The organism is Flavobacterium sp. (assembly GCF_044357305.1).
GTDB lineage: Bacteria > Bacteroidota > Bacteroidia > Flavobacteriales > Flavobacteriaceae > Flavobacterium.
Window position 1 is genome coordinate 1 of the sequence record NZ_JBIKPS010000043.1, and the last position, 12,038, is coordinate 12,038.

Sequence of the window (12,038 nt, forward strand, 5' to 3'; positions counted from 1 at the left end):
AAGGTGCATCAAAATTAGATTCCGAAAAGGAGATTCCTAATTTTTTAAATTGTTCGGCAATGGAAATAGCCTCGCTATCTTTTCCTAAAACAGTAATTAAATTTGGATGCAAACCCAATAAAGCAAGATGTTGGGCAATATTACTAATTACGCCGCCAATACTCGTAGATTTTTGGGCAGGATTGGAAGAATTAGGGATAATGGTGTTTTTAGAGAAATACAATTCATCTACCAAAGTAGCACCAATACATAAAATAGATTTGCTCATGCAACAAAGATACAAATCGAAAGGGATAATAAAAATATTGCAGTTTTAAAGAATTATACATTAATAAAGCACAAATTACATGGCGCGCCATAATAATACGTTTCCTTTTTTTTATCGTATAAAACTACCACATTCATTTTGGTTTTCATAAAAATAATATAATAATGAAGACTCCGCGGAGAAATTTCAAGTTTCTCTGCTAATTGTTTTGGAGTGCCCGTTTGACCAATTTTTATTAGATCGTGCAATTGCATTAATATGATGATGTTCATTTCAAAAGGTGCATTAATATTGTAAGGCGAAATATTTTGTAATCATTTTTAATAAAACGATTAATATCGATTTTCTTCCCAAAAAAAAATATTTTTAAATTTTAATTATTTATTTACCTAATACGAAAAGCAAATAATTTAAAATTAAGCACAAAATTATACAAAATAGCAACAGAGATTTAGTGCAAGTTGGTGCAAGTTGCAATTTGAAATGTATATGGCACAACTTCAAAACATGTTTTATCAAACAATAATTTTAAAGCCTTACTTAACCGTATGGCTTTTTTTGAATATAATTTCCTACTTTTAACCTCTTATTAAAAATCATTAAATACAATGAAAAAATTATTTTTTATTATCCTAAGTACTATGAGCATAGCAGCATCGGCGCAACAAGTTTTGTCGCCAGAACTTCTTTGGAAGTTAGGAAGGGTAACTCCTTTGGGAATTTCTAAAGACGGAAAATTGGTGGTGTATAAAGTAACCTTTCCTTCTGTGCAAGAGAACAAATCGAGTTCTAAATTTTACACTATGCCTATTTCAGGGGGTTCTGCATCTGAAGTTAAAGACACTAAAGATTTACTTACCGACAAAAACGTTTCAGCAGATGGAAAATTTATTGTTTCTACGCAAGAAGTAAAAACCGAAAAAGTTTTAGGGAAAGATTATTATCCAAATTTAGAAAAATCGGAGGTTCAAATTTACAATGGCTTGGATTACCGCCATTGGGATACTTGGAATAACGGTACTCACAACCACGTTTTTTATGCTGACACTAAAGAAGGCGCTACAGCAATAGACATTATGAAAGGCGAAAATTATGATGCGCCACAAAAACCTTTTGGTGGCGATGAAGATTATATTTGGTCACCAGACAGCAAAAGCATTATTTATGTTTGTAAGAAAAAAGAAGGAACGGCCTATGCAATTTCTACGAATACAAATTTGTACGAATACAATTTAGAAACTAAAACCACCAGAAATTTAACCGAAAGCAATTTGGGTTACGACACCAATCCTGCATTTTCACCAACTGGGAATTTGACTTGGTTGCAAATGAAACGCGATGGGTATGAAGCCGATAAAAACGATATTATTGTTCGAGTGAATGATAAATTCTACCAAAATCTTACTGCTACTTATGATGGAACTGTAGAAAGTTTTAAATGGAGTAAAGACGGAAAGAAAGTATATTTTTTATCTCCAGTAGATGGAACGCAACAATTATTTGAAGTTAATTTTCCTGGGATGACTAAAATGGCAATCACCGTAAAGCAAGTAACTTCGGGAGATTTTGATGTTCATGATATTGTAGATATTACTGCCGATACTGCAATTTTATCTAGAAACGACATGAACCATGCATTGGAAATTTACTCTTGTAATTTAAAGAAAAATACTTGGACGCAATTGACTAGCGTGAATACTGCAACCTATGCAACTCTTTCATTACCAAAATACGAAAGAAGATATGTTACTACTACTGATGGTAAAAAGATGTTGGTCTGGGTAATTTTACCTCCAAATTTTGATGCTGCCAAAAAATACCCAACACTATTATATTGCCAAGGTGGACCGCAAAGTCCGTTGACACAGTTTTATTCGTTCCGTTGGAATTTCTCTTTAATGGCTTCCCAAGGATATATTGTGGTGGCGCCAAACCGTCGTGGAATGTACGGTCACGGACAAGAGTGGAACGAACAAATCTCAAAAGATTGGGGTGGTCAAGTAATGGACGATTACCTTTCTGCAATTGATGACGTATCTAAAGAAAGTTATGTAGACAAAAGTCGTTTGGGTTGCGTTGGTGCGAGTTATGGTGGGTATTCGGTGTTTTATTTAGCCGGAATTCACAACAACCGTTTCAAAACGTTTATCGCTCACGATGGGGTTTTCAATACCCAAAGTATGTTTGGAACTACCGAAGAGGTTTTCTTTAACAACTGGGATTTTGGTGGAGCGTATTGGGAAAAAGATAATAAAGTTGCTCAAAAAAGCTACACTACTTTCAACCCAATTAATTATGTAGACAAATGGAATACGCCAATCTTGATTTTTCAAGGAGGTATCGATTATAGAGTGCCAATTGGGCAAGGACAGGAAGCATTTCAAGCAGCGCAGTTGCGAGGCATTAAAAGTAAATTGGTTTACTTTCCTGAAGAAAACCACTGGGTGCTAAAACCACAAAATGCTATGGTTTGGCAAAGTGAGTTTTACAAATGGTTGAAGGAAACATTATAAAAAAAGCCCGATTTTCAATAGAAAATCGGGCTTTTAATTTGTTCAGTATTTTAATTAGTTACCAAAACCTATTCTTAAACCAAATTGAACATTTGGTTTAGTTTCTGTTAAAGAAAAGGTTGATTTAGTATTTGTATATGTGTTATTAATACTGTCATAGGTAGTTTCAATTTTACTGGATTCTCTTTTAACACTAGCAAATCCAACTCCAATAAAGCTTTCAAAAGTTACGTTAGAATCTTCAAAAATTTGTTTCCCAATAATTAAAGACAAACCTGTTTTAGATTTAACATCTTTGGTGCCATTAATTAATGTAGATCCGTTATCACCTAATGGCAAATCATATTCTCTATTGGTTGTTTTGGAAAATACTTGAATTCCAAAATTCCAACCTTCAATTGCATCGTAATCCGAAGATGGATAAAATTTTATAGTCCCTCTAAAAGCAGTACCCATAGCAGCTTTAGTATTTCCAGAATCAGAAAAAATCCCATCTGAAGAATCGCTACTTGATAAAAATTCATTCGGCAAATAAGCATATGTTACACCTGCAGAAGCTTCCACACTAAATTTTGGTGCGAAACGGTATTCTCCAATTAATGGAAATTCTCCTGTTAGAATGGCGAAAATATCCGTTTTTACTGCCCATTTGTATGAATTATCTTTAGAGCTTTTATCAGAAGAACTATTTATACCTCCAGGAGTATAAACTTTAATTCTTGAAGGAGCTTCTTTAGTTGGCGCAGTAGGTTTAACTTGTGCAAAGTTAAGAATAGAACAGAATAGCGCAGAAATTAAGAGTAAGTTTTTTCTCATGTTTGGGGTTTTTAATTGTTTTTTTGCAAAAATAAATTAATTTTACAAAAAATTAACAAAAACATGAAATATTTAAAAATTATTTTACTGCTTGCTACCATTAGCTTAAGCGCTCAAAATGTGGACCTTAGATGGGCCGAAAAAATTAAAACTAAAGGAAACGTCTCCATCCTTGGTGGAAAAGGTGGAAGATACTACACCGTACATCAAGATAGTGACGACCATTTGATAGGTAGAGAGTACGATAAAGACCTAAATTTTAAAGCTGAAAAAGAGATTACATTTAACATTGATGCCAAACGATATGCTTACTCTGGAGCTTATTTTATAAAAAATCAAATTGTTCATTTTATAAAAGAAAACGATAGAAAAGCGGATAAAAATCTTTTAATTGGTGCCTTTACCGATATGAATTTAAAAACAAGTGATAAAACATTAATTCTTGACGAAGCAGATGAAGATGCGTTAAACTTTGGCTTGCGTAATATTTCACCCGATTCTACAAAGGTGGTAGTTTATAACGAATTAAAAGGCAGAAAAAAAGATCCTAGTACTTTGAATTTTAAAGTGTATAATTCTACTTTTACGGAGGTAATTTTAGATAAAGCTGCACAGTTACCTATTAAATCTTCTAAATTCACTACCGAAAGTATTAACGTGGACAATCTAGGAAACGTTTATGTTTTAGCTAAAGTATATAAAGAAAAAAACGAAAAAGTAAAAGGGCAAAGTGATTTTTATTTTAAACTAATTGTTTTCAATAAAGAAGATAAGGCCAAAGAATTTGACTTTGATTATCCTGAAAAAGAAATTGAATCTATTGATGTTATTCCTGGAGAAAACAACACTATGGTTTGTACCGGATTCTTAAAAATATTAAACAGTGGTTTCTTCGGAAAAGGAAAGAAAACTTTAATTTCAGACGAAATGTTTTCTGCTAATATTGATTGTTCTACACTAACTTTAAAATCTTCTAAGAAATATGAATTAGAAGGTCTTTATCCTGAAAAACCAAAAAAAGCAGAAGATTACGTTCCATATAAAGTAAGGAATATCTTTCAAAGAAAAGATGGTGGTTCTATTGTAGTTGCAGAACAATACAAATTGGTAGTGGTAACTAGAAGTAGCCAATATGGAACAAGCACTTCGTATTATTATTATTTCTGTGATGTTGCTGTGATAAACATCAATAGCAAATCGGAAGTAGAATCGGTCTCTAAAATGCCTAAATACCAAATGAATGCTGGTAATCCATCTATCATATCTACTTATTACAATGATAAGGTTTACATTGTTTATGAAGATTTAGAGAAAAATGCAGAAGCAGAAAACGATAAAGAAACAAAAAGAAGTACTAAATCTATGTTCTCTTCTAGTTCTAAAAACGCTTTGTTTTTAATGACTGTTGCTCCAAGTGGCGAAATGAAAAAAGAGGTGATTTATTCGTATAAAGAAAGTAAAATCCGTCCTCGTATTTTAACTAGTATGGTTGCTACTAAAAACGAAATCATTTTAAATGCAGACGATCAAATTGGGGTATTGAAAATCTCCAAATAGTATTTTCTCAAACCAATAAATACCCCCGATATTCTTGAAATATCGGGGGTATTGTTTTTATAAAATTTGCAAGAAATTATTCGGTTTCTTTTATTATGGTAATGGAAGCACTTTCGCCTTTCTTTAAATTAGAAACTAAATCAAAAGTTCTTTCTTCATCAATCAATTGAATAGAAGCCGTGTTGAGCTCTGCTTCTCCTTGGTTTACAGCTTCTACTCTAAAGACATTATTTCCTTCGTCAACAGTAACTTCAATTCGTTTCTTTTTATTAATTAAAACATAATCTTTTAAAATTAATTCATTGTTTTTATACAAATTGATAATGTCTCCGTCTTCCCTTTTAGAATCCCAAACTACTATGGCAATAGTTTTGAATTTGGTAAAAACATTTAAGTTTTGTCCTTTATTTAAATTATTAATTTTCAAACTGTCCAAAATAGTGATTGGATTTACTTTTACTTTTACTTTTTCTTCCACTTTTTTGGATTTTTGAAGTTTGTTGTTAATTTTATTCAAAAGAGAATATAATTTATTGGATCCAATTAAAGTTAAAGTGCCATCGATACATTTCTCCTTGTTTTTATATAACCCTTTAAAGTCTCCTGTTAATTTACTATTGTCGTTCACCAATTTAATTTTGCCATTATAATTAATAAAGCAAAACATATTTTGGGTTATAGGGGATTTGGTATACAATATTGACTCTTCTCTAAAACTTATTTCTTTGGTTTTAGAATTGTATTTACCGGAAATAGAATTTTTGGTTTCGTGTGGCCCACCAATATCTGTAATAGAATATCCTGTTAGTTTACCTTTTTCTTCAACAAACATTAATCTGTAGGTTATTACTGTCTTATCATTTCCGTTTAGTTTAATAGCTCCAAAATATTCGTATTTTTCTTGCGAATAAGCACTAAAAAAAAATAAAAATAAAATAAATGTCAAATTTTTCATGTTAATCTTTTTTTTATATATTTGGCAAATATAAATCATAAAACCAAAAAATTATTATGAAATTAAAATTTTTACTTTCGATTGTTGCGATTCTTTTTTTATCTGTTTTCGCAACGTATGCTTCTTTCCCTGTTCAAAGAACAGCGCCTGGAACTACCATTTCTAACACTACTACTAAAGTAGAAAAAAGCAAGGATGATTTGACTTCACCTGCAGCAGCAGCTGGAGACAAAAGCCAAGTTATTGCACTTATTTTAGTTTTACTTGTTGGAGGGATTGGAATTCACCGTTTCTATTTAGGATACACTTGGCAAGGTATTGTTCAATTATTAACTGCAGGTGGTTGTGGTATTTGGGCAATTATTGACCTTATCCGTATTATAACAGGTGATTTGCAGCCAAAAGACGGAAGCTACTCTAAAACACTTTAATTCTATTAAATGTTAAGAAAAATTGTCTTTTACTCCAGAATCATTATTACAATGGTAACACCATTTGTTTTAATACTGTTACCTTCAGATTATTTTGATAAAGGAGATTCAATTTGTCTTTCCAAAATGTTAGCCGGAATGGAATGCTATGCTTGTGGCTTGACAAGAGCTACAATGCACTTTATTCATTTTGAATTTCAAAAAGCTTGGGAATTTAATAAACTATCCTTTGTAGTAGTGCCATTGCTTTTTCCCTTATGGTTAAAAGCATTTTATGAAATAAGAGGAAAAAAACTCCCTGGGCTTTTAGGAAAGCTTACATAAATTAAAGAATAATTTAAAACAACCCCCAAAACTTAATGGTTTTGGGGGTTGTTTCTTTTTATTACTAATCTTTTTATGGCTTTTTATATAAATAAAGAAACCCTACTTTGCAGTAAGGGTTTCGGTATTTAATACTTCGTGTGATTAATCTTTGTACTTTTAAATTCGTACCTCGTATTTCACCCCTCGTATTTTTCTAGTATCTGTAGTATTCTGGTTTGAAAGGACCTTCCACTGGTACACCAATATAATCGGCTTGGTCTACACGTAAAGTTTCCAATTCAACTCCTAGTTTAGCTAAGTGTAACATAGCAACTTTTTCATCTAAATGTTTAGGTAACATATAAACGTCGTTGTTGTAAGCTGCACTGTTTTTCCATAACTCAATTTGAGCTAAAGTTTGGTTAGTAAAGGAATTACTCATTACAAAACTTGGGTGACCTGTAGCACAACCTAAGTTTACTAAACGACCTTCCGCCAAGATAATGATATCATTTCCATTTACATTGTAAATATCTACTTGAGGTTTTACTTCATTTTTAGTATGACCAAAATTACCATTCAACCATGCCATGTCAATTTCGTTATCAAAGTGACCGATGTTGCAAACAACCGTTTTGTCTTTCATTTTTTCAAAATGAGAACCCAAAACGATGTCTTTATTTCCAGTAGTAGTAATGATAATATCTGCAGTACCAATAACCGTATCTAATTTTTTAACTTCAAATCCGTCCATTGCAGCTTGAAGTGCACAAATTGGATCAATTTCAGTTACTGTTACAATAGAACCTGCACCTCTAAAAGAAGCAGCAGTTCCTTTTCCAACATCACCATATCCACAAACGATTACTCTTTTTCCAGCCAACATTAAATCGGTAGCTCTACGAACAGCATCTACAGCAGATTCTTTACAACCGTATTTATTGTCAAATTTCGATTTAGTAACCGAGTCATTAACATTAATTGCAGGCATTGGTAACGTTCCCGCTTTTACTCTTTCGTACAATCTATGAACTCCTGTTGTAGTTTCTTCTGATAAACCTTTAATTCCAGCAACTAAGTGTGGGTAACGGTCAATAACCATATTGGTTAAATCACCACCATCATCCAAAATCATATTCAATGGTTTTCTGTCTTCACCAAAGAATAAAGTTTGCTCAATACACCAGTCAAAATCAGGTTCGTTCAAACCTTTCCAAGCATAAACTTGAATTCCCGCAGCAGCAATAGCAGCAGCAGCTTGATCTTGTGTGGAGAAAATATTACAAGAAGACCAAGTAACTTCTGCACCAAGAGCAATTAAAGTTTCAATTAAAACCGCAGTTTGAATAGTCATGTGTAAGCATCCTGCAATACGAGCACCTGCGAGAGGTTGTTCGTTTTTGTATTCAGCTCTTAAAGCCATTAAACCTGGCATTTCTGCTTCGGCCAATTCAATTTCTTTTCTTCCCCAAGCTGCAAGCGAAATATCTTTCACTTTAAAAGCTACATAAGGTAATGTTTGTGTACTCATCTATTATGTATATTTGTTTTTAATTTGGGTGCAAAATTACAACATAGGTTTTGAATTTAATAATTTATTTTCAAATTTGTGAAATGTTTAAGTTCTTAAGCCTCTGTAAAACAATAAAATACTAAATGCCATTATATAAAGAGATTATACTAAAAGATAACGCGAAACTCTATCTGTGGAAAATCACCGAGGATATAGAGTATCTAAAGCATGCCGTTAAGCTCAACACTAACTCCCAAAATAGAGTAGATTCTATGAAATCGGAAAGCCATCAAAAAGGATTTCTAGCTGCTAGAATGCTCTTGCAACATATTGGTTATACTGATTTTGACTTGTATTATGACACTTTCGGTAAACCCCATTTAACCGATGGTAAACACATCTCTATTTCGCATTCCCACACCTTTTCAGCAATTGCAATTAGTAACCAAAGTATTGGTTTGGATATAGAACAAGTTAAGGAGAAAATACTCAAAATTGCTTCTCGTTTTATGGATGTTTCCCATTTAGAAAATCTATCCGAAACCGAAAAAAGGATAAAAGCCACCGTTATATGGGGGATAAAAGAAAGCATTTTTAAGATTAAAAACATAGAAGGTATTAGCTTTCGAAATCATATTTTTGAGGAAGACTTCTCTTTGGAAGATAAAAAAGCAACGGCAACATTAAAGTACGAAAATAAAGAAGAAAACTTTGATATTCTATTTGATTCGGCAGAAGATTATATCTTTGTTTGCGCTTTTGAAAAACAATAATGGTACATATTTACAACCAAATAGTCTCTGCTAAATTAGCAAACCAGAAACTTTTAGCCATTCTTATCGATCCCGATAAAGTGGCTATGGAATACGTTTCTGTTTTAATTCAAAAAATTAACACTTCGCCAGCTACCCATATTTTAGTTGGCGGAAGTTCGTTTGATGGCAATCACTTGGATGAATTAATAATAGAATTAAAGTCGAAAATTGAGTTACCTATTTTACTTTTCCCAGGAAACCCCTCTCAAATTTCGGATAAAGCGGATGGTATTTTATTTCTAACCTTACTTTCTGGCCGAAACCCCGATTATTTAATGGAACACCAAGTGAATGCCGTGCCCATCTTAAAAAAAACCACTTTAGAAGTCATTTCTACCGGTTATATTTTAATTGAAAGCGGAAGTGAAACCGCAGTAGAACGGGTAAGTAAAACCAAACCATTAGATAGAACTAATGCCAATTATGTTTTGCAAACGGCGCAAGCTGGCGAATATATTGGCAATAAATTAATGTATCTCGAAGCGGGAAGTGGCGCAAAATTAGCCGTTCCAACAGAAATGATTACCTTAGTTTCCCAAAATATAAAAATCCCCGTTATTGTTGGTGGTGGCATTCGTTCTAAAAATGAAATTAAAGGTGCTTTTGATGCTGGAGCAGATATGGTAGTAATTGGCACCGCATTTGAAAACGACAGTAATTTTTTTGATTAACCCCAAACCCAGAACCCCAAACCTAAAACCCAGAACCTAAAACCCAGAACCCAAAACCCAGAACCCTCTTGATCGATTTCTTCCTTTCACAATATAAAACCGCTTCCATGCTTCAAATTATTTTGGAGTTTTTGGCATTTGTCTTTGGCATAGTAAGTGTTTTTTGCGCCAAAAAAGAAAACATTTGGGTGTACCCAACTGGGTTAATTTCTACCGTGATTACGGTCTATTTATTATTCCAAGCTAGCTATTTTGGCGACATGACTATGAATTTCTACTATTCTATAATGAGTATTTATGGGTGGTACAAGTGGTCTTCCAAAACAAAGCAACCCGAATTAGCAATTACTAGAACAACTACTCGAGAAAAACAAATTGGAGTAGGCTTATTCTTTCTAACTATGGGAATTACCTATTTGGTTTATAAATTTTTCCATTATCCCCTTGCAATACCTAATTATATTGATATTTTTACCTCCGGAATATTTTTTACGGGCATGTGGTACATGGCGTTGAAAAAAATAGAAAACTGGACCTTGTGGATTATTGGTGATATAATAGCGGTGCCGTTATTTGCCTATAGAGGACTAGGAATGTTATCGTTTCAATATTTAATTTTTACAATTTTAGCTATTTTAGCCTACATAGAATGGAAGAAAATCTTAAACAACAGCCTACCGAAGTAGTTAAAATTGCTTTCTATGGCCCCGAGTCTACAGGAAAAACTACTTTGGCACAACAGCTTGCAGCTGAATTTAAAACCCTTTGGGTTCCCGAATTTGCGCGAGACTACCTTCAAAAAAAATGGGATGCAACCCAGCAAATTTGCCAACCCGAAGATTTATTGCCCATTGCCATTGGTCAAATTAAAGAAGAAAATGAGGCACTTGCAAATGCAAATCAGTATTTGTTTTGCGATACAAATCTGTTAGTAACCAAAGTTTTTTCGGAAATGTATTATGGTTTTTGTGATCCTATTATTGCAACTGCAGCGCAAAACCACAATTACGATTTAGTTTTTTTAACCGATGTCGATTTCCCTTGGGAGAAAGACGATTTACGAGACAAACCAGAAAATCGTCAGGATACTTTAGCTACTTTTGAACTAGCTTTAAAAGAAAACAACCAACCTTACATAAAATTATCTGGTAACAAAAAAGAACGGTTGGAAAAAGCAATCCAGATAATAAATGACTTGCAAAAAGCTAAAAGTTTAGGCTTTACTTCTACCGATTTTATGGATATTTACCATAGAAAAAGCAATTTAGATACCCTGGAATATCAATTTCAGATAGTACGAAATGGCTTGCCTAAAATCAACTTAGATCGACCAGCGGTAATTAATGATGGCATAATGTCAATTACTAATGAAGAAGCAATTTACCATGCTAATTATTTTGATGAAAAAAAGAAAAACTTAAAGCTTAAAAAATTTGTACCTGCTTCGGGAGCAGCAACTAGAATGTTTAAGTTTCTGAATGAGTTTTTTAATGATTACAAACCCAATAAAGAAACTATAAACGCTTATATAAATAGAAAAAAAGATAAAAATCTATATATTTTTCTAGTTGCTAAAGAGATGTTTGCATTTTATGATGCCGTATTAGAAACTGCTAAAACGCTTGTTTCCGATTTTGACACTGCTAGTAAAGACGCTAAAGATTACGCCTTTATTAAAGCAATGTTGTCTCCAAAATATTTTGATTTTGCAAATAAGCCTAAAGGGGTTTTACCGTTTCACAAATACGATAATTATATTGCTACAGCAATTGAAGAGCATCTTAACGAATGTGTTTCCTATGCTACTTCTAACGATAAATCCAATTTGCATTTTACGGTTTCGGAAGAGCACCAAAGCAATTTTGAAACTATTGTAAACGAGATAAAAAGTAAATTTGAAACTCAAAATAATAGTTCTATTTGTGTAAAATATTCCTATCAAGATAAAGCTACCGATGTTATTGCATTGGATTTAGAAGGGAATCCGTTTCGGGATGAAAATAACCAATTGGTTTTTCGTCCAGGAGGTCATGGCGCTTTGATTGAAAATTTAAATAACCTTCATGCCGATATTGTTTTTATCAAGAATATTGATAATGTTATTCAAAATCAGGTTGAAGTAGTCGCGTTGTATAAAAAAGCATTGGCCGGAATTTTAATCCAGATTCAAGAGGAGGTTTTTAATTATTTACA

The 12,038-nt window shown here is 32.8% G+C and carries 13 protein-coding genes; 8 read left to right on the plus strand and 5 right to left on the minus strand.

The annotated features are described in order from the left end of the window. Positions 1-268, minus strand: a 268-nt coding sequence (locus ACIQ2J_RS14530; protein WP_396171159.1) for a PfkB family carbohydrate kinase, incomplete at its 3' end; no start/stop codon positions are given. A gap of 53 nt (positions 269-321) precedes the next feature. Then, on the minus strand, positions 322-540 hold the full coding sequence (locus ACIQ2J_RS14535) for a hypothetical protein (RefSeq protein WP_396171161.1): 219 nt from the start codon (positions 538-540) through the stop codon (positions 322-324). 336 nt (positions 541-876) lie between these two features. Here ACIQ2J_RS14535 and ACIQ2J_RS14540 point away from each other — a divergent pair, with 336 nt between their 5' ends. Further along, on the plus strand, positions 877-2,781 hold the full coding sequence (locus ACIQ2J_RS14540) for a S9 family peptidase (RefSeq protein WP_396171163.1): 1,905 nt from the start codon (positions 877-879) through the stop codon (positions 2,779-2,781). Between the two features lie 54 nt (positions 2,782-2,835). Here ACIQ2J_RS14540 and ACIQ2J_RS14545 read toward each other — a convergent pair whose 3' ends face one another. Next, entirely contained in the window at positions 2,836-3,597 is a 762-nt protein-coding gene (locus ACIQ2J_RS14545; RefSeq protein WP_396171165.1) for a hypothetical protein, read from the minus strand. A gap of 63 nt (positions 3,598-3,660) precedes the next feature. Here ACIQ2J_RS14545 and ACIQ2J_RS14550 point away from each other — a divergent pair, with 63 nt between their 5' ends. Next, positions 3,661-5,154 (plus strand): hypothetical protein, encoded by a 1,494-nt coding sequence (locus ACIQ2J_RS14550; protein ID WP_396171167.1) that lies wholly within the window; start codon positions 3,661-3,663, stop codon positions 5,152-5,154. A gap of 76 nt (positions 5,155-5,230) precedes the next feature. Here the strand turns inward: ACIQ2J_RS14550 and ACIQ2J_RS14555 are convergent, their stop codons facing one another. Then, positions 5,231-6,109, minus strand: a complete 879-nt coding sequence (locus ACIQ2J_RS14555) for a hypothetical protein (RefSeq protein WP_396171169.1) — start codon at positions 6,107-6,109, stop codon at positions 5,231-5,233. A gap of 56 nt (positions 6,110-6,165) precedes the next feature. Between ACIQ2J_RS14555 and ACIQ2J_RS14560 the strand changes: the two genes are divergently transcribed. Beyond that, on the plus strand, positions 6,166-6,540 hold the full coding sequence (locus ACIQ2J_RS14560) for a TM2 domain-containing protein (protein ID WP_396171171.1): 375 nt from the start codon (positions 6,166-6,168) through the stop codon (positions 6,538-6,540). Between the two features lie 9 nt (positions 6,541-6,549). Next, a complete protein-coding gene (locus ACIQ2J_RS14565; protein WP_396171173.1) occupies positions 6,550-6,864 on the plus strand; it encodes a DUF2752 domain-containing protein in 315 nt (104 codons plus the stop codon). 196 nt (positions 6,865-7,060) lie between these two features. Here ACIQ2J_RS14565 and ahcY read toward each other — a convergent pair whose 3' ends face one another. Further along, entirely contained in the window at positions 7,061-8,377 is a 1,317-nt protein-coding gene (gene ahcY, locus ACIQ2J_RS14570) for an adenosylhomocysteinase (RefSeq protein ID WP_396171175.1), read from the minus strand. Between the two features lie 125 nt (positions 8,378-8,502). On the opposite strand from ahcY, the gene ACIQ2J_RS14575 reads away from it, so the two are divergent. From ACIQ2J_RS14575 to ACIQ2J_RS14590, 4 genes are all read left to right on the plus strand, one after another. Next, positions 8,503-9,132 (plus strand): 4'-phosphopantetheinyl transferase family protein, encoded by a 630-nt coding sequence (locus ACIQ2J_RS14575; protein ID WP_396171177.1) that lies wholly within the window; start codon positions 8,503-8,505, stop codon positions 9,130-9,132. Continuing rightward, positions 9,132-9,845 (plus strand): geranylgeranylglyceryl/heptaprenylglyceryl phosphate synthase, encoded by a 714-nt coding sequence (locus tag ACIQ2J_RS14580; protein WP_396171179.1) that lies wholly within the window; start codon positions 9,132-9,134, stop codon positions 9,843-9,845. The genes ACIQ2J_RS14575 and ACIQ2J_RS14580 overlap by 1 nt, the downstream gene beginning before the upstream one ends. A gap of 68 nt (positions 9,846-9,913) precedes the next feature. Then, entirely contained in the window at positions 9,914-10,531 is a 618-nt protein-coding gene (pnuC, locus tag ACIQ2J_RS14585) for a nicotinamide riboside transporter PnuC (protein WP_396171181.1), read from the plus strand. Further along, on the plus strand, positions 10,495-12,038 hold a 1,544-nt coding region (locus ACIQ2J_RS14590; RefSeq protein WP_396171183.1), incomplete at its 3' end, for a DUF4301 family protein. The genes pnuC and ACIQ2J_RS14590, both read left to right, overlap by 37 nt.

What these genes read in the sequence shown, in the direction of transcription:
- ACIQ2J_RS14535 (WP_396171161.1), bottom strand. Translation starts at nt 540, where the DNA reads ATGAACATCATCATATTAATGCAATTGCACGATCTAATAAAAATTGGT.
- ACIQ2J_RS14540 (WP_396171163.1), top strand. Translation starts at nt 877, where the DNA reads ATGAAAAAATTATTTTTTATTATCCTAAGTACTATGAGCATAGCAGCA.
- ACIQ2J_RS14545 (WP_396171165.1), bottom strand. Translation starts at nt 3,597, where the DNA reads ATGAGAAAAAACTTACTCTTAATTTCTGCGCTATTCTGTTCTATTCTT.
- ACIQ2J_RS14550 (WP_396171167.1), top strand. Translation starts at nt 3,661, where the DNA reads ATGAAATATTTAAAAATTATTTTACTGCTTGCTACCATTAGCTTAAGC.
- ACIQ2J_RS14555 (WP_396171169.1), bottom strand. Translation starts at nt 6,109, where the DNA reads ATGAAAAATTTGACATTTATTTTATTTTTATTTTTTTTTAGTGCTTAT.
- ACIQ2J_RS14560 (WP_396171171.1), top strand. Translation starts at nt 6,166, where the DNA reads ATGAAATTAAAATTTTTACTTTCGATTGTTGCGATTCTTTTTTTATCT.
- ACIQ2J_RS14565 (WP_396171173.1), top strand. Translation starts at nt 6,550, where the DNA reads ATGTTAAGAAAAATTGTCTTTTACTCCAGAATCATTATTACAATGGTA.
- ahcY (WP_396171175.1), bottom strand. Translation starts at nt 8,377, where the DNA reads ATGAGTACACAAACATTACCTTATGTAGCTTTTAAAGTGAAAGATATT.
- ACIQ2J_RS14575 (WP_396171177.1), top strand. Translation starts at nt 8,503, where the DNA reads ATGCCATTATATAAAGAGATTATACTAAAAGATAACGCGAAACTCTAT.
- ACIQ2J_RS14580 (WP_396171179.1), top strand. Translation starts at nt 9,132, where the DNA reads ATGGTACATATTTACAACCAAATAGTCTCTGCTAAATTAGCAAACCAG.